The organism is Thioalkalivibrio sp. XN8 (genome assembly GCF_011058255.1).
Classification (GTDB): domain Bacteria; phylum Pseudomonadota; class Gammaproteobacteria; order Steroidobacterales; family XN24; genus XN24.
The window spans coordinates 12,084-28,350 of sequence record NZ_JAALFH010000049.1 but is presented as its reverse complement, the minus strand read 5'-3'; the positions used below and the strand labels follow the sequence as shown (position 1 = coordinate 28,350).

Annotated in this window: 16 protein-coding genes; 12 read left to right on the top strand and 4 right to left on the bottom strand. The window is 70.0% G+C overall.

Translation table 11 applies throughout. The annotated features are described in order from the left end of the window. Positions 1–14: 14 nt before the first annotated feature. From ribE to G6N75_RS05360, 7 genes are read left to right on the top strand one after another with little or no spacing between them, the layout of a single operon-like run. Positions 15–491 carry a 6,7-dimethyl-8-ribityllumazine synthase gene (gene ribE, locus G6N75_RS05390; protein WP_165347329.1) on the top strand — a complete coding sequence of 159 codons (477 nt, stop codon included), beginning with the start codon at positions 15–17 and terminating at the stop codon, positions 489–491. Position 492: 1 nt separating this feature from the next. Beyond that, positions 493–948 carry a transcription antitermination factor NusB gene (gene nusB, locus G6N75_RS05385; protein WP_346765496.1) on the top strand — a complete coding sequence of 152 codons (456 nt, stop codon included), beginning with the start codon at positions 493–495 and terminating at the stop codon, positions 946–948. A gap of 10 nt (positions 949–958) precedes the next feature. After that, positions 959–1,513: a DUF2889 domain-containing protein gene (locus G6N75_RS05380; protein ID WP_165347327.1), complete on the top strand. Its 555-nt coding sequence runs from the start codon at positions 959–961 to the stop codon at positions 1,511–1,513. Next, positions 1,510–2,454 (top strand): thiamine-phosphate kinase, encoded by a 945-nt coding sequence (gene thiL / locus G6N75_RS05375; protein ID WP_346765495.1) that lies wholly within the window; start codon positions 1,510–1,512, stop codon positions 2,452–2,454. Before G6N75_RS05380 ends, thiL begins: the two co-directional genes overlap by 4 nt. Next, on the top strand, positions 2,451–2,933 hold the full coding sequence (locus G6N75_RS05370) for a phosphatidylglycerophosphatase A (protein ID WP_165347326.1): 483 nt from the start codon (positions 2,451–2,453) through the stop codon (positions 2,931–2,933). The genes thiL and G6N75_RS05370 overlap by 4 nt, the downstream gene beginning before the upstream one ends. 10 nt (positions 2,934–2,943) lie before the next feature. Next, the gene (locus G6N75_RS05365; protein WP_165347325.1) at positions 2,944–4,218 is read left to right on the top strand and encodes a serine/threonine-protein kinase; all 1,275 of its coding nucleotides are present in this window, start codon (positions 2,944–2,946) and stop codon (positions 4,216–4,218) included. Between the two features lie 3 nt (positions 4,219–4,221). Beyond that, a complete protein-coding gene (locus tag G6N75_RS05360) occupies positions 4,222–4,722 on the top strand; it encodes a hotdog fold domain-containing protein (RefSeq protein ID WP_206202944.1) in 501 nt (166 codons plus the stop codon). Between the two features lie 409 nt (positions 4,723–5,131). Here G6N75_RS05360 and folE2 read toward each other — a convergent pair whose 3' ends face one another. The 4 genes from folE2 to G6N75_RS05340 all read right to left on the bottom strand — a co-directional run bounded on the left by folE2 (position 5,132) and on the right by G6N75_RS05340 (position 9,177). Then, the gene (folE2, locus tag G6N75_RS05355) at positions 5,132–5,968 is read right to left on the bottom strand and encodes a GTP cyclohydrolase FolE2 (protein ID WP_165347324.1); all 837 of its coding nucleotides are present in this window, start codon (positions 5,966–5,968) and stop codon (positions 5,132–5,134) included. Between the two features lie 77 nt (positions 5,969–6,045). Beyond that, the gene (dxs, locus tag G6N75_RS05350; RefSeq protein WP_165347323.1) at positions 6,046–7,935 is read right to left on the bottom strand and encodes a 1-deoxy-D-xylulose-5-phosphate synthase; all 1,890 of its coding nucleotides are present in this window, start codon (positions 7,933–7,935) and stop codon (positions 6,046–6,048) included. Between the two features lie 88 nt (positions 7,936–8,023). Further along, positions 8,024–8,914, bottom strand: a complete 891-nt coding sequence (gene ispA / locus G6N75_RS05345; RefSeq protein ID WP_165347322.1) for a (2E,6E)-farnesyl diphosphate synthase — start codon at positions 8,912–8,914, stop codon at positions 8,024–8,026. Then, entirely contained in the window at positions 8,911–9,177 is a 267-nt protein-coding gene (locus G6N75_RS05340; protein ID WP_165347321.1) for an exodeoxyribonuclease VII small subunit, read from the bottom strand. The genes ispA and G6N75_RS05340 overlap by 4 nt, the downstream gene beginning before the upstream one ends. A 266-nt stretch (positions 9,178–9,443) precedes the next feature. On the opposite strand from G6N75_RS05340, the gene G6N75_RS05335 reads away from it, so the two are divergent. The 5 genes from G6N75_RS05335 (at position 9,444) to parC (ending at position 16,263) form a co-directional block, all read left to right on the top strand. After that, positions 9,444–9,866: a rubrerythrin family protein gene (locus G6N75_RS05335; RefSeq protein WP_165347320.1), complete on the top strand. Its 423-nt coding sequence runs from the start codon at positions 9,444–9,446 to the stop codon at positions 9,864–9,866. Between the two features lie 127 nt (positions 9,867–9,993). Continuing rightward, positions 9,994–11,334, top strand: a complete 1,341-nt coding sequence (locus tag G6N75_RS05330; RefSeq protein ID WP_165347319.1) for a heterodisulfide reductase-related iron-sulfur binding cluster — start codon at positions 9,994–9,996, stop codon at positions 11,332–11,334. Between the two features lie 62 nt (positions 11,335–11,396). Further along, positions 11,397–11,978: a DUF3501 family protein gene (locus tag G6N75_RS05325; protein ID WP_165347318.1), complete on the top strand. Its 582-nt coding sequence runs from the start codon at positions 11,397–11,399 to the stop codon at positions 11,976–11,978. Positions 11,979–12,124: 146 nt separating this feature from the next. Then, positions 12,125–14,017: a DNA topoisomerase IV subunit B gene (gene parE, locus G6N75_RS05320; RefSeq protein ID WP_165347317.1), complete on the top strand. Its 1,893-nt coding sequence runs from the start codon at positions 12,125–12,127 to the stop codon at positions 14,015–14,017. Beyond that, complete coding sequence (gene parC, locus G6N75_RS05315; protein ID WP_165347316.1) at positions 14,014–16,263, top strand: DNA topoisomerase IV subunit A; 2,250 nt, start codon at positions 14,014–14,016, stop codon at positions 16,261–16,263. The genes parE and parC overlap by 4 nt, the downstream gene beginning before the upstream one ends. Positions 16,264–16,267 lie beyond the last annotated feature (4 nt).

Here is a 16,267-nt window from a genome sequence, read left to right as displayed (position 1 = left end):
GCGAGGACGGGAACATGGACAAGCTGAGGAAGATCGAGGGCGAGCTGACGGCGCGGGACCTGCGCATCGGCATCGTGGCGGCGCGCTTCAACGAGCTGATCGTAGACAGCCTGGTGCGCGGCGCGGTGGACGCGCTGCTGCGCCACGGCGCCAGCGAGACGGACCTCACGCTGGTGCGCGTGCCGGGCGCTTGGGAGATGCCCTGGGCGGTGAAGAAGATGGCGGCCAGCCGTCGCTACGACGCCATCATCGCGCTGGGCGCGGTGATCCGCGGCGCCACGCCCCATTTCGACTACGTCGCCGGCGAGTGCGCCAAGGGCATCGCGCAGGCCGGGCTGGCGGCGGACACCCCGGTGGCCTTCGGCGTATTGACCACCGACACCATCGAGCAGGCGCTGGAACGCGCCGGCACGAAGGCGGGGAACAAGGGCGCGGATGCGGCCATCTCCGCCATCGAGATGGCCCGCCTCGCGGCGCGGCTGGAGGGCTGACGTGGCCGGCGGAGGCCACAGTCGCCGCCGCGGCCGCAGCGCGTCCCGCGAGCTCGCCCTGCAGGCGCTCTACCAGTGGCAGCTCGGCGGCCAGCTCGGCAAGGACGTGCTGCTGGAGTTCCTGGCCGAGCGCATGCCGGCGGGCGCCGACGTGGAATTCTTCAAGGAGCTGGTGCTGCAGGCGACCGAGCGCGCCGCCGCGCTGGACGCCGAGCTGGCGGAGTTCTCCGACCGGCCCGTGAACCAGCTCGATCCCGTGGAGCATGCCGTGCTGCTGATCGGCATGTACGAACTGCTGCACCGCCCCGAGATCCCGTGGCGGGTGGTGATCAACGAGGCCGTCGACCTGTGCCGGCGCTACGGCGGCACCGACGGCCACCGCTTCGTCAATGCGCTGCTCGACCGGGCGGCCCAGCGCCACCGCGCCCTCGAGACCGGGGCCGTGGGCCAGGCCTAGGAGGTCCCGCATGCCCCTGTCCGAGCCGGTAGCCCGCGAGGCCATCCACCTGCGCCAGATCGAGTGCCGCGGCTTCCGCCGCGGCGACGGGCTGTGGGACATCGAGGGCCGCATGACCGACACCAAGGAATACGGCTTCGACAGCCGCTACCGCGGGCGCGTCGAGCCGGGCACCCCGGTGCACGACATGTGGCTGCGCATCACCCTCGACGACCAGCTGGAGATCAAGGCCATCGAGGTCGTCTCCGACGCCCATCCCTTTCCCAACTGCGCCGAGATCGAGTCTGCCTACCAGACGCTGGTGGGCACCCGCCTGCGGCCCGGCTGGACCAAGCTGGTGATGCAGCGGCTCGGCGGCGTCGCCGGCTGCACCCACCAGACGCGGCTCGTCCAGGAACTGGCGGTGGTGGCGCTGCAGACCATCATGCCGCTGAAGAGCCGCGACGAGGCGGTCACCGAGGGCATGGCGAAGAAGCCGCCCCATCTCGACGGCTGCCATGCCCTGGCCACCGACGGCCCCATCGTGCGCGAGATCGCGCCGCGCTGGTACCGCGGGGAGCAGTGAGCGCGGGCGAGTTCGAGCTGATCCGGCGGCTCACGCGAGCCGTGCCCTGCCGTCGGCCGGATGTGGTGCTGGGTCCCGGCGACGACGCCGCGGTGCTGCGCCCGCCGCCCGGCATGGACCTGGTGCAGACCATCGATACCTGCCTCGAGGGCGTCCATTTTCCGGCGGGGCTCGACCCGGCGGATCTCGGCTGGCGCGCGCTCGCGGTCAATCTCTCGGATCTTGCGGCGATGGGTGCCGAGCCGGCCTGGGGCCTGTTGTCCCTCGCCCTGCCGGAGGCCGATGAGCGCTGGCTGGACGGCTTCGCGCGCGGGGTGGCGGCGCTCGCCTCCGAGGCGGGGCTGGACCTGGTCGGCGGCGACATGGTGCGCGGCCCGCTGGCGGTGAGTTTCGCGCTGACGGGTTTCGTCCCGGCCGGCGCAGCGCTGCGGCGCAGCGGCGCCCGCGCCGGGGACGAGATCTGGGTGACCGGCCCGCTGGGCGGCGGCGCGGGCGGCCTGGCGGCCTGGCAACGCGGCGACCGGGCGCGGGCGCGGGCATTCCTGCGGCCGGAGCCCTGCCTGGTTGCCGGGCGCGGGCTGCGCGGCCTCGCCAGCGCGGCCATCGACGTGTCCGACGGGCTGCTGCAGGACCTGGGACACGTGCTGGAGGCCAGCGGCGCGGGCGCGGTGCTCGAGCTGGAGCGGCTGCCCGTCCATCCGGCGGCGGTCGGCGCGGACCCGGTCGCCATGGCGCTCGGCGGCGGCGACGACTACCAGCTGTGTTTCACCATGCCGCCCGAAAAACGCGATGCGCTGCTGGCGGCGGCGGCGGACTGGACCGGGGCGCCGGTCTGTATCGGCCGGGTGCGGGCCGAGCCGGGCATCGAGCTGCGCCGGGACGGCGAGCCCGTCCCGCTGCCGCCGGCCGGCTGGGATCACTTCCGGGGCGCGGGGCCGTGACCCGCGTGTCGGCCGGGCTGCTGCGCGATCCGGTCCATTTCCTGGCGCTGGGATTCGGCGCCGGCCTGGTACCGGTTGCGCCGGGGACTGCCGGCACCCTGGTCGGCGTGCTGCTCGACCCCCTGCTGCGGCTGCTGGGTTTCGAGCTGCGGGTCGTCATCGTCGCGGCCATCGCCCTGGCGGGCGTGTGGATCTGCGGGGAGAGCGCACGGCGGCTCGGGGTCCACGACCATCCCGCCATCGTCTGGGACGAGATCGCCGGTTACCTGGCGCTGATGCTCGTGGTCCCGGCCGGCTGGCCCTGGGCGCTCGCCGGCTTCGCCGTCTTCCGGCTGTTCGACATCTGGAAGCCCTGGCCGATTCGCCAACTGGATCACGCTGTGCCGGGCGGTCTGGGCATTATGCTCGACGACCTGGTGGCAGCGGCCTGGGGCGCGCTGCTGATCGCGGCGGCGCTGGCCGCCGCCGGACATTACTGAAGGGATTGGCATGGCCGTAAGGCGCGAACAGTCGACGTTGCCGGAGAAGATCGGGAAATACCGCATCGTCCGGGAAGTCGGGCGGGGCAGCTCCGGCATGGTGTACTTGTCGCATGACCCGTTCTACGGGCGCGACGTCGCCATCAAGCTGTACACCGACGTCGGCACGCAGGATGCCCGCGAGCAGGAAGCCGCCCGCAAGATGTTTTTCAACGAGGCGCGGCTGGTGGGGCGCATGCAGCACCCCAACATCCTCCCCGTCTACGACGCCGGCGAGGAGAATGGGCGGCGCTACGTGGTGATGGAGCACGTACAGGGCGCGCGCACGCTCACGGCCTATTGTCACCAGGGCAACCTGCTGCCGATCCCGGAGGTCGTGCGCATCATGTTCAGCGCGGTGCGCGCGCTGCACTATGCCCACACCCGCGGCATCGTCCATCGCGACATCAAGCCGAGCAACATCATGCTCACCATCGACAACGAGGTGCGGGTGATCGATTTCGGCATCGCCCAGTGGACCGACGGCGAGGTGTCGGGCATCCGCGGCGTGGCCGGTTCGCCGAGCTACATGTCGCCGGAGCAGGTCCGCGCCGAAGAAATCACCCCGCGCTCGGACCTGTATGCCCTCGGGGCGGTCATGTACGAGCTGCTGACGGGTGCCCGGCCGTTCAAGGCCCCGAATCTCGCCAAGCTCCTGCACGAAATCGTGTTCGCCACGCCGCAGCCGATTCACCGGCTGCGTGCGGACGTGCCGGAGGACCTCGAGGAGGTGGTCTGGCGTGCCATGCGCAAGAAGCCCGCCGACCGCTTCTCCAGCGGCCTGGAATTCGCCGCCGCGCTCACCAGCGTGCACCAGTCGCTGCGGAGCGCGCGCAACGTCATCGACGCGCGCGAGCGCGTGGCCAACCTGCGCGGCCTGCGCTTCTTCCATGATTTCTCCCACAACGAGATCCGCGAGCTGATCAAGGCGGCCGAGTGGCGGGAGTACAGCGAGGGCCAGGACATCGTGCGCCAGGGCGACATGGACGATCGTTTCTACGTGATCGTCAGCGGCGACGTCGCGGTGGAGGCGAACGGCGCCCAGCTCGGGCGCCTCGGCGCCGGCGATTGTTTCGGCGAGAGCAGCGTGATGCCGAACGCCCGGCGGCAGGCGACCATCCGGGCCCTGGGCCCCGTGGTCGTGCTGCAGGTGAGCTCGACGCTGCTCGAGACCCTGTCCGCGGCCTGCCAGCTGCGGTTCAACCGGATGTTCCTCAAGGCGCTGATCGCGCGCCTGCAGGGCTAGCGGTTGGCGGCCGGCGGCGCCCCGGAAGTGCTGGCGCTGCGGCTGTGGCGGCGGCTCGGCGGCCGCCCGGCGGGCCGCTGGCTGTTCTCCCGCATCGTATGTTTCAAGGCGCCGTACTTCGGCTCGATCAGGCCGCTGCTGCTGGCGCTGGAGCCCGGCCGGTGCCAGGCGCAGCTGCGCCAGCGCCGCCGCGTGCAGAACCACATCGGCACCGTGCACGCCATCGCGCTGTGCAACCTGGCGGAACTCTGCGCCGGCCTGGTCACCGACGTCAGCATTCCCGCCGACATGCGCTGGATTCCCAAGGGCATGGACGTGCGCTACCTGGCGAAGGCGCGCGGCACGATCACGGCCACGGCCCGGCCCCGCGTCAAGCCCGAGTCTTCACCAGAGCCCTACAACCTGGTGATCGCGGTCAGCGTCCGGGACCGGGAGGGCGTCGAGGTTGCGGCGGCGGACATCACCATGTGGGTGACGCCGCGCACAAGGTCGCGTCAGGCGTGAGTTCGTGGTTGGAATGCCCGGCGGCACGCGCCCCCTTTCCGGGGCCGCCGTGAATACGTCCCTGTAGGCTCGCTCGCGCACGTCCTGTGCGCGAGCGCCCCGGAAAGGGGGCACATACCGCCGGGCAGCCCAGGCCGCGCACCCGGTCGACACGCGCTTTGGTCCGTTCCTGGTGGCGCCCGCGGAGGATCGTGCCTGGCGTCGTTCGGGCGGCCGGACCAGCGTGCGCCCGGGCTGGCAGGGCTTGGGGTGTCTGGGGCTTGGGGGTAGCTGCGTGATGTGCGGCAGGCCGATGCGGGGCGCTCGCGCACAGGGACGTGCGCGAGCGAGCGTACAGGGATGTATTCACAGCGTCCCCGCAGGGGCCTGCCGCGCAGCGCGCAGCGGCGGGCAAGCCCCGGATCGGCCGTCAGCCCGGCAGCGGCCCGTCCCGGTCCTTGTCCCGCTCGATCAGCGCGTAGGCCGAGTGGTTGTGGATGGACTCGAAGTTCTCCGACGCCACCGTGTAGGCACGGATCCGCTCGTCGGCATTCAGCCGCCCGGCGATGTCGCGCACCAGGTCCTCGACGAACTTGGGGTTGTCGTAGGCGCGCTCGGTCACCCACTTCTCGTCCGGGCGCTTGAGAATGCCGAACAGCTCGCAGGAAGCCTCCTGCTCGGCCAGCTCGATCAGTTCCTCCAGCCAGACCAGCCCGTCCACCTTGGCGGAGATGGTGACATGGGAGCGCTGGTTGTGGGCGCCGTAGTCGGAGATCTTCTTCGAGCAGGGACACAGGCTGGTCACGGGGACCACCACCTTGACCCAGATGATGCTCTCGCCGTTGCGCCGCTCGCCGATCAGGCTGGCCTGGTAGTCCATCAGGCTCTGCACGCCGGAGACCGGGGCGGCCTTGTTGACGAAGTAGGGGAAGGTCATCTCGATATGCCCGGACTCGGCGTCGAGGCGCTCGGTGAGTTCGCTCATCATGTCGCGGAAAGACTTCACCGAGATCTCGCGTTCGTGGTTGTTCAGGATCTCCACGAAGCGCGACATGTGGGTGCCCTTGAAGTTGTGGGGCAGGTCCACGTACATGTTGAAATTGGCGACCGTGTGCTGCTCCCCGCCGCTGCGCTCCTTGATGCGCACGGGGTGATAGATGTCCTTGATCCCGACCTTGTTGATCGGGATGTTGCGCAGGTCGGCGCTGCCCTGGACGTCGGCTATGGGGTCGATGTTGATGGCTCCGGCCTCGCTCACGTCTTTCATGTCACTGGTCCCGGTTTAGGCTGATTGCCCGGGTTTTCGTTGCATCGCCGCGGCGGGATTCACCCCGCGCGACGGGTTCAGGATTCTCCCACGGTACGGAGGTCCGGCGCGCGCCGCCAGGCGCGCACCGCCTCGAGCACCGAGCCGGCGTCGAGCCCGGCTGCCGCCAGGCACTCGCCGCGCGAGCCGTGCTCGATGAAGTGGTCGGGAATGCCGATATTCAGCATCGGCACCAGCACGCGATGCGCCGCGAGGCATTCGCCCACGGCACTGCCGGCGCCGCCCATCACCGCGTTGTCCTCGAGCGTCACCAGCGCGGAGTGGCTCTTCGCCAGCGCCAGCACCAGTTCTTCGTCCAGCGGCTTGACGAAACGCATGTTCACCACCGTGGCGTCCAGCGCCTCGCCCGCCTGCTCGGCCACCGGCACCATGGCCCCGAAGGCCAGCAGGGCCACGCCCTTGCCGCGCCGGCGCACTTCCGCCTTGCCGAGCGGCAGCGCCGTCATGCCCGTCTCGATGGGCGCGCCGGGCCCGGTGCCGCGCGGATAGCGCACGGCGCTCGGCCCGTCCAGGGTGATGCCCGTGTACAGCATCTGGCGGCACTCGTTCTCGTCCGCCGGCGCCATCACCGTCATGTTCGGAATGCAGCGCAGGAAGGACAGGTCGTAGGCGCCGTGGTGCGTCGGCCCGTCGTTGCCGACCAGGCCGCCGCGGTCGAGGGCGAACACCACCGGCAGGTTCTGCAGCGCCACGTCGTGGATCAGCTGGTCGTAGGCGCGCTGCAGGAAACTCGAATAGATGGCCACCACCGGCCGCGCACCCTCGCAGGCAAGGCCCGCGCCCAGGGTCACGGCATGCTGTTCGCAGATGCCGACATCGAAGTAGCGCTCCGGAAAGCGGCGCGAGTACTCGACCATGCCGGAGCCTTCGCGCATCGCCGGCGTGATGCCGATCACGCGCTCGTCCGCCGCCGCCATGTCGCACAGCCAGTCGCCGAAGATGGCCGAATAGGTCTTGCCCTTGGCGGGCGCCTTGTGGATCTCGCCCTTGCCCGGGTCGAAGGGGCCCGGGCCGTGCCACAGGATCGGGTCGGCCTCGGCCGGCGCGTAGCCCTTGCCCTTGCGCGTCACCACGTGCAGGAACTGCGGGCCGGGGAGGTCGCGCACGTTGCGCAGGGTCTTCAGCAGCACGTCCACGTCGTGGCCGTCCACCGGGCCGATGTAGTTCAGCCCGAGCTCCTCGAACAGCGTGCCCGGCAGCACCATGCCCTTCATGTGCTCCTCGGAGCGGCGGGCCAGCTCCCATACCGTCGGCATGCGGCGGATCAGCTTCTTGCTGCCTTCGCGCATCTGCGAATAGAGCTTGCCGGAGAGCACCCGGGCCAGGTAGTTCGACATGGCGCCGACGTTCTCGGAAATCGACATGTCGTTGTCGTTCAGGATCACCAGCAGATCGACGTCGAGGCTGCCCGCATGGCACAGGGCCTCGTAGGCCAGGCCCGCCGTCAGGGCGCCGTCGCCGATGATCGCGGCGACGCGGCGTCGCTCGCCCTTCTGCTTGGCCGCGATCGCCATGCCCAGGGCGGCGCTGACCGAGGTGCTCGAATGGCCGACGCCGAAGGTGTCGTACTCGCTCTCGAAGCGGGTCGGGAAGGGCGCCAGGCCGCCTTGCTGGCGAATGCTGGCCAGCCGGTCCCGCCGCCCGGTGAGAATCTTGTGCGGGTAGGCCTGGTGACCCACGTCCCATACCAGCCGGTCGTGCGGCGTGTCGAACACGTAGTGCAGCAGCGTGGCCAGCTCCACGGTGCCCAGGTTGGCGGCGAAATGCCCGCCCGTCCGGGCCATCGTCTCGACCAGGTAACCGCGCAGTTCATGGGTGACGGCTTCCAGGGCCTCCTCCGGCAACGCCCGCAGGTCGGCCGGCGCCTGGATGCTGAACAGCAGGGGATATTTCTCCTCGGGATTCATGTCCTTGCCGGTTGCGCCGTCCTGCTGGAAACAAGCTCCCGATTATCCGCCAGACGGCGCGCCCTGTCCAAGGCGGGCCGGCCGCCCGTCAGTGCCGGCGCTCGGTGAGCCAGCCGGACAGCCAGCGCAGGGGCGCAGCCGCCTCGCCCAGCGGCGCCAGCGCCCCGACGGCCTCGTCGTGCAGTTCGCGCAGGCGCTTCTTGGCGGCCTCCAGCCCGGCCACGGCGGGGTAATTGGGCTTGTCGAGGGCGGCGTCCGCGTGCGCCCGCTTGCCGAGCACCGCGGTCTCGCCTTCTACGTCGAGGATGTCGTCCTGGACCTGGAAGGCGAGGCCCAGCGCCCGGCCGTAGTGGTCGAGCCCCGCCGCCGCGCCAGGCGGCAGCGTGTCCGCGCTGGCGGCGGCCATCAGCACGCTGGCGTGGATCAGCGCGCCGGTCTTGAGGCGGTGCATGTGTTCCAGTTCGGCCACGGACGGCACCTGGCCCGCGGCCTCGAGGTCGATCGCCTGGCCGCCCGCCATGCCGGCGGTGCCGGCAGCCCGCGCCAGCAGGCGGATGATTTCCAGCCGCCCGGCGGTTGCCGGCGTCATGGCGGGATCGTCGGCCAGGATCTCGAAGGCCAGCACCTGGAGCGCGTCGCCGGCCAGGATCGCCGTTGCCTCGTCGAAGGCCCGGTGGCAGGTGGGCCGGCCGCGGCGCAGGTCGTCGTCGTCCATGGCCGGCAGGTCGTCGTGCACCAGGGAGTAGGCGTGAATCAGCTCTACCGCGGCGGCCGGGCCGTCGAGTCGCTCCGGCGCCACGCCGAGCGCGCGCCCGGTGAAGTACACCAGCGCGGGGCGGACCCGCTTGCCGCCGCCGAGCGCCGCATAGCGCATCGCCTCATGCAGCCGGCAGGGTTTCCGGCCGGATGGCGGCAACCAACGCTCCAGCACGGCCTCGACGCGCGCGCCGCAGGCCGACAGTTCTTCGGCCCAGCTCATTCGCCGGGCTCGAACGGCTCGAGCCCGGCCTCGTCGGTGTCGCGCGACAGGATCTCGACTTTCTGCTCCGCGGCCCGGAGTGCCGCCTGGCAGCGGCGGGTGAGCGCGACCCCGCGCTCGAAGGACGCCAGCGCCTGTTCCAGCGGCTGGTTGCCGGACTCGAGCTCGGCCACGAGCAGCTCGAGCGCGGCCAGGGCCTGCTCGAAGTCCAGCGTGTCCGCCTCGGCCGGCGGCGGCGGAGCGTCGGTTTTCTGCTTGGGCATCGGCGTGATCACGGGATGATAAAAGAGGCGGCTACGATACCGGCGCGGCGGCCGCGGAATCAATCCGCAACGGTCGCGCGGCGCCGCGTCCGGTTGACAGCCGGAGGTGCCAGGACTAACCTTTCCGTGGTCATTTAGACTAAGTCTAAATTGAGTCCAAGTCGCATTAGCGGGCTGTATCCCCTGGGTCCGGTCCGACGGCGGCTGGAGCCGAAATTGTCCGGCCGCCCGGCCGGAATGGGAATCACCTCAGGAGGAAAAGACCCATGGCAGAACTGAAGGGCAGCAAGACCGAGAACAACCTCAAGGAGGCCTTCTCGGGCGAGTCCCAGGCTAACCGTCGTTATCTGTATTTCGCGTCCAAGGCCGACGTGGAAGGCTACAACGATGTCGCGACCGTGTTCCGTTCGACCGCCGAGGGCGAGACCGGCCACGCGCACGGCCACCTCGAGTACCTCGAGGCCGTGGGTGATCCGGCCACCGGCCTGCCGATCGGCGGCACCTCGGACAACCTGAAGGCCGCGATTGCGGGCGAGACCCACGAGTACACCGACATGTACCCGGGCATGGCCAAGACCGCGCGCGACGAGGGCTTCGACGAGATCGCCGACTGGTTCGAGACGCTGGCGAAGGCTGAGCGCAGCCACGCCAACCGCTTCCAGAAGGCCCTCGACAACCTCGACGGCTGAGCACCCTGGTGCAGGGGGGCGCCGCCGGCCCGGCCGGCGGCGCTCCGCCGTCGTCGCGGGCGGGCGCCCGCGCATGTTCCGGTTCCGGGCCCGGCATCTGCCCGGACAGATCTAAGGAGTTCGCCACATGTCGCTCGATACCCCCCGTCGTGAAGGCAGCCTCGAGGCGCCGACGCGGCATCCGGTCGCGTGGAAATCCACCGATTTCTGGGACGAAGAGAAGCTCTTCGCCGAGATGGAGCGCGTGTTCGACATCTGTCACGGGTGCCGGCGCTGCTTCAGCCTGTGCAACTCCTTCCCGCTGCTGTTCGACGCGGTCGACGAGTCGGACACCGGCGAAGTGGACGGGATCGGCCGCGAGGTGTACTGGCAGGTCGTCGACCACTGCTACCTCTGCGACATGTGCTACATGTCGAAGTGTCCCTACGTGCCGCCGCACGAGTGGAACGTCGATTTCCCGCACCTGATGCTGCGCGCCAAGGCGGTGCGCTTCAGGAAGGACGGCGCCAGCCGCCGCGACCGCATCCTGACTTCCACCGACGCGGTCGGGAAGCTGGCCGGCATCCCGGTGGTGGCCGAAGTGGTCAACGCCGTGAATGCGAGCTCCGGCGGGCGCAAGCTGCTGGAGAGCGTGCTCGGCGTGCACCGTGACGCGCCGCTGCCGAAGTACCACTCGCGCAGCATGCGCAGCCGCCTGAAGAACCAGCCCACGGCGCGCGCGGGCGAGCCCGTGGCGGGCACGCAGGGCCGCGTGGCGCTGTTCGCCACCTGCTACGGCAACCGCAACGTGCCCGAAGTCGGCGAGGACCTGGTCAAGGTCTTCGAGCACAACGGGATCCCCGTGAAGCTGGTCGAGAAAGAGCAGTGCTGCGGCATGCCCAAGATGGAACTCGGCGACCTGGAGGCCGTGGAACGGTCGATGGAAGCGAACATTCCCGCCCTGGCCAGGGCCGTGGACGAGGGCTGGGACCTGGTCGCGCCGGTGCCCTCCTGCGCGCTGATGTTCAAGCAGGAGCTGCCGCTGCTGTTCCCCGAGCGCGAAGACGTGAAGAAGGTTGCGGCGGCCATGTTCGACCCCTTCGAGTACCTGGCGCTGCGCCACAAGGGCGGCAAGCTCAAGACCGAGTTCGCCCAGCCGCTCGGCAAGGTCAGCTACCAGGTGCCGTGCCACCTGCGCGTGCAGAACATCGGCCTCAAGACGCGCGACATCCTGTCGCTCGTGCCCGATACCAAGGTCGAAGCCATCGAGCGCTGCTCGGGCCACGACGGCACCTACGCGGTGAAGAAGGAATTCCACGAGACCTCGATCAAGATCGCGCGTCCCGTGGTGAACAAGGTGAAGGGCGCTGCGCCGGACCATTTCGTCAGCGATTGCCCGATGGCCGGCGACCAGATCGCCCACGGCCTGCAGGACGGCACGCATGCGAAGCACCCGATGACGCTGCTCAGGATGGCCTACGGGCTCTGACGCGGGTAGCGACGGGGGAAGTCGCCCGGGGACCCAGCCAACAGATCGACGGAGAGATTGCCATGACCCAGCTGACAGCAAGCGACCTGATGAGCCTCGAGCAGTACGCGCGCGAGCGCCCTGCTTTCCGGGCCAAGGTCCTGGAACACAAGAAGCACCGCCAGGTGGCCCTGGGCCCCAACGCGACCCTGTATTTCGAGGACGAGCTGACCATCCAGTACCAGGTGCAGGAGATGCTGCGCATCGAGCGCATTTTCGAGGCCGAGGGCATCGAGGACGAGCTCTCCGCCTACAACCCGCTGATCCCGGACGGCCGCAACTGGAAGGCCACCTTCATGCTCGAGTACCCGGACGTGGACGTACGCAAGCTTGAGCTGGCCCGGCTGATCGGCGTCGAGGACAAGGTCTGGGTGCAGGTGGACGGCCACGACAAGGTCTATGCGATCGCCGACGAGGACCTGGAGCGGGACACCGAGGAGAAGACCTCCTCCGTGCACTTCATGCGCTTCGAGCTGAGCGACGAGATGGCCGCGGCGCTCAAGGGCGGCGTGGGCCTGGCCATGGGCGTGGACCACGACAACCTGAAAGTTGCCGTCACGGTGCCCGACAGCACCCGCGCCAGCCTGGTCAACGACCTGAACTGAACGCCCGAGGCCATCGCGCCCGGAGCGAGATACGCGGCGGCGCCCGCTGGGGGGCCGCCGCGTTTTTTCGTCCGTTCTAAGCCTCCGCGCCTTGCGTTAGAATCGTCTCCCGTTCGCGCGCTCGTGCGCGGACGCACGGGGAACCCATGAGCAACGACTACAACGCCTCCTCGATCGAGGTCCTCAGCGGGCTCGATCCGGTCCGGCGCCGGCCGGGCATGTACACCGACACCACGCGCCCGAACCACCTCGCCCAGGAGGTGATCGACAACAGCGTGGACGAGGCCATCGCGGGCCATTGCAAGAAGATCACGGTGACGCTGTTTCGCGACGGCTCGCTGCAGGTCGAGGACGACGGCCGCGGCATGCCGGTGGATGTCCATCCGCAGGAAGGCATCCCGGGCGTCGAGCTGATCCTCACGCGCCTGCATGCGGGCGGCAAGTTCTCCAACAAGAACTACCAGTACTCCGGCGGCCTGCACGGCGTCGGCGTGTCGGTGGTCAACGCCCTGTCGCGCAACCTCGAAGTGTGGATCAAGCGCGGCGGGCGCGAATACAACATGAGCTTCCGCGGCGGCGAGCCGGCGGGCGCGCTGGAAGATGTGGGCACCGTCGGCAAGAGCAATACGGGCACCACCATCCGGTTCTGGCCCGACGAGAAATATTTCGACTCGCCGAAGATGTCCGTGCCGCGCCTCAAGCACCTGCTGCGCGCCAAGGCCGTGCTCTGTCCCGGCCTCGTGGTGGTGCTGCACCTCGAGGCCGAGGACGAGACCGAGACCTGGCACTACGAGGGCGGGCTGGGCGACTACCTGGCGGAGGCGCTGCAGGGCCAGGCCGCCATCCCGCCCGAGCCCTTCGTCGGCAGCGTGCAGGGCGGCACCGAGGCGGCCGACTGGGCGCTCGCCTGGCTGCCGGAGGGCGGCGAGCCGGTGACGGAGAGCTACGTCAACCTGATCCCGACCGTGCAGGGCGGCACCCACGTCAACGGCTTCCGGGCCGGCCTGACCGAGGCGCTCAGGGAGTTCTGCGAATTCCGCAACCTGCTGCCGCGGGGCGTGCGGCTGGCGCCGGACGACGTCTGGGCCCAGGTCGCCTACGTGCTCTCGGTGAAGCTGGAGGACTCGCAGTTCTCCGGCCAGACCAAGGAGCGGCTGTCCTCGCGCGAATGCGCGGCCTTCGTCTCCGGCACGGTCAAGGATGCGCTGGCCATCTGGCTCAACCAGCATCCGGAAGCGGGCGAGAGCATCGCCCAGCTGGCGATCAGCAACGCCACCGCCCGGCTCAAGGCCGGCCGCAAGGTCGTGCGCAAGCGGGTGGTCACCGGGCCGGCGCTCCCCGGTAAGCTGGCCGACTGCACCTCGCAAGACCCGGAACGCACCGAGCTGTTCCTGGTCGAGGGCGACTCGGCCGGCGGCTCGGCCAAGCAGGCGCGGGACCGGGAGTTCCAGGCCGTGATGCCCCTGCGCGGCAAGATCCTCAACACCTGGGAAGTCGATCCGTCGGAGGTGCTGGCCTCGCAGGAAGTGCACGACATCAGCGTGGCGCTCGGCGTCGACCCGGGCTCGGTCGACCTGCGCGGGCTGCGTTACAACCGCGTCTGCATCCTCGCCGACGCCGACTCCGACGGGCTGCATATCGCGACCCTGCTGTGCGCCCTGTTCCTGCGCCACTTCCCCGCGCTGGTCGACGCCGGTCACGTCTACGTCGCCATGCCGCCGCTGTTCCGCATCGACGTCGGCAAGCAGGTGTACTACGCGCTGGACGACGCCGAACGGCGCGGCGTGCTGCACCGGATCGAGGCCGAGAACCTCAAGGGCAAGGTCACCGTGACGCGCTTCAAGGGCCTCGGCGAGATGAGCGCCATCCAGCTGCGCGAGACCACCATGGCGCCGGAAACGCGCCGCCTGGTGCAGCTCACGCTGAGCGCCGGCGACCGGACCCACGAGCTGATGGACATGCTGCTGGCCAAGAAGCGGGCCGGCGACCGGCGCGAGTGGCTGCAGACCAAGGGCAACCTCGCCGAGGTGGCGCCGTGAAGGAGCTGGAACTCAATTTCGAGGGCGTGGAGCGCCTGCCGCTGAAGGAATTCACGGAGAAGGCGTACCTCGATTACTCGATGTACGTAATCCTGGATCGCGCCCTGCCGCACATCACCGACGGGCTGAAGCCGGTGCAGCGCCGCATCATCTACGCCATGAGCGAGCTCGGGCTGTCGGCCGGGCAGAAGCCGAAGAAATCCGCCCGCACGGTCGGCGACGTGATCGGCAAGTTCCACCCGCACGGCGACTCGGCCTGCTACGAGGCCATGGTGCTGATGGCGCAGTCCTTCAGCTACCGTTATCCGGTGATCGACGGCCAGGGCAACTGGGGCTCGCCCGACGACCCCAAGGCCTTCGCGGCGATGCGCTACACCGAGGCGCGCCTCACGCCCTACGCCGCGACCCTGTTGGCGGAGCTCGGCCAGGGCACCAGCGACTGGCAGCCCAACTTCGACGGCACGCTGAGCGAGCCGGTCCGGCTGCCCGCCCGCCTGCCGAACGTCCTGCTCAACGGCGCCTCCGGCATCGCCGTGGGCATGTCCACCGACATCCCGCCCCACAACCTGCGCGAAGTGACGGCGGCCTGCATTCACCTGCTGGAGCACCCGGGGGCGACGCTCGACGAACTGCTCGAGCACGTGCGCGGCCCCGATTTTCCGACCGGCGCCGAGCTGGTCTCGCCGGCCGCAGACCTGCGCGCCATCTACGCCACCGGCAACGGCACGCTGCGCTTGCGGGCCGGCTGGGAGCGCGAGGAGGGCGAGATCGTCATCAGCGCGCTGCCGTGGCAGGTCTCGGGCAACAAGGTGCTGGAGCAAATCGCCGGGCAGATGCGCGCCAAGAAGCTGCCCATGGTCGAGGACCTGCGCGACGAGTCGGACCACGAGAACCCCATCCGCCTGGTGATCGTGCCGCGCTCCAACCGCGTGGATTACGAGGCGCTGATGGCGCACCTGTTCGCCACCACCGACCTCGAGCGCACCATCCGCGTCAACCTCAACATCATCGGCCTCGACGGGCGGCCGCGGGTCATGGACCTGCGCGGTCTGCTGGCGGAATGGCTGGAGTACCGCCTGCAAACCGTGACCCGGCGGCTGCAGCACCGGCTGGACAAGGTCGAGTCCAGGCTGCACGTGCTCGAAGGCCTGCTGGTCGCCTACCTCAACATCGACGAGGTGATCCGCATCATCCGGACCGAGGATGAGCCCAAGCCGGTGCTGATGGCCAGCTTCGGGCTGTCGGACACGCAGGCCGAGGCGATCCTGGAGCTGAAGCTGCGCCACCTCGCCAAGCTGGAGGAAATGAAAATCCGCGGCGAGCAGGATGGGCTGGCGGCGGAGCGGGACCGCCTGCAGAAGGTCCTGGGCAGCAAGGCGCGCCTGAAGAAGCTGGTGCGCGAGGAACTCACCGCCGACGCGGAGAAACACGGCGACGACCGGCGCACCGCCATCGTCGAGCGGGCGGCCGCGCAGGCGCTGGACGAGACCGCGCTGGTGCCGGCCGAGCCGGTCACCCTGGTGCTGTCGCAGCGCGGCTGGGTCCGCGCCGCCAAGGGCCACGAGATCGACCCGTCGAGCCTGAGCTATCGCTCCGGCGATGCTTTTCTCGCGGCCGCCCGCGGCCGCAGCAACCAGGCCGCGATGTTCCTCGACAGCACCGGCCGGGTCTACAGCCTGCCGGCGCACGGCCTGCCGTCCGCCCGCGGCCAGGGCGAGCCGCTGTCGGGACGGCTCAACCCGCCCGACGGGGCCAGTTTCGCCGGCGTGCTGATCGGCGCGCCGGAGGACCGGTGGCTGCTCGCCGCCTCGGACGGCTATGGCTTCCTGGCGCCGCTGGCTGAGCTGGCCTCCCGCAATCGCAGCGGCAAGCACGTGCTGAAGGCCAGCGGCAAGGCGCGGGTGCTCCGGCCGGCCCCGGCGACCCTGGCCGAGGGCGCGCTGGTGGCGACGGCCAGCAGCACCGGCAAGCTGCTGTGCTTCCCGGTCGCGGAGCTGCCGGAGCTGGCGCGCGGCCGCGGCAACAAGATGCTGGGGATCGAGGCGAAAAAGTTCGCTGCAGGCGAGGAGGAGATGGTGGCGGCCGTGGTGCTGCCGCCGGACACCGCGCTGAAGGTGACCAGCGGCCAGCGCGTGATGACCCTCAAGCCGCGCGACCTGGAGCCTTATCTCGGGGAGCGGGCGCGCCGCGGCGCGTTGCTGCCGCGCGGCTGGCGCAAGGTGGACGCGCTCGAGCCCGACCTCTAGCGAT

What these genes read in the sequence shown, in the direction of transcription:
- ribE (WP_165347329.1), top strand. Translation starts at nt 15, where the DNA reads ATGGACAAGCTGAGGAAGATCGAGGGCGAGCTGACGGCGCGGGACCTG.
- G6N75_RS05380 (WP_165347327.1), top strand. Translation starts at nt 959, where the DNA reads ATGCCCCTGTCCGAGCCGGTAGCCCGCGAGGCCATCCACCTGCGCCAG.
- G6N75_RS05365 (WP_165347325.1), top strand. Translation starts at nt 2,944, where the DNA reads ATGGCCGTAAGGCGCGAACAGTCGACGTTGCCGGAGAAGATCGGGAAA.
- folE2 (WP_165347324.1), bottom strand. Translation starts at nt 5,968, where the DNA reads ATGAAAGACGTGAGCGAGGCCGGAGCCATCAACATCGACCCCATAGCC.
- dxs (WP_165347323.1), bottom strand. Translation starts at nt 7,935, where the DNA reads ATGAATCCCGAGGAGAAATATCCCCTGCTGTTCAGCATCCAGGCGCCG.
- ispA (WP_165347322.1), bottom strand. Translation starts at nt 8,914, where the DNA reads ATGAGCTGGGCCGAAGAACTGTCGGCCTGCGGCGCGCGCGTCGAGGCC.
- G6N75_RS05340 (WP_165347321.1), bottom strand. Translation starts at nt 9,177, where the DNA reads ATGCCCAAGCAGAAAACCGACGCTCCGCCGCCGCCGGCCGAGGCGGAC.
- G6N75_RS05335 (WP_165347320.1), top strand. Translation starts at nt 9,444, where the DNA reads ATGGCAGAACTGAAGGGCAGCAAGACCGAGAACAACCTCAAGGAGGCC.
- G6N75_RS05330 (WP_165347319.1), top strand. Translation starts at nt 9,994, where the DNA reads ATGTCGCTCGATACCCCCCGTCGTGAAGGCAGCCTCGAGGCGCCGACG.
- G6N75_RS05325 (WP_165347318.1), top strand. Translation starts at nt 11,397, where the DNA reads ATGACCCAGCTGACAGCAAGCGACCTGATGAGCCTCGAGCAGTACGCG.
- parE (WP_165347317.1), top strand. Translation starts at nt 12,125, where the DNA reads ATGAGCAACGACTACAACGCCTCCTCGATCGAGGTCCTCAGCGGGCTC.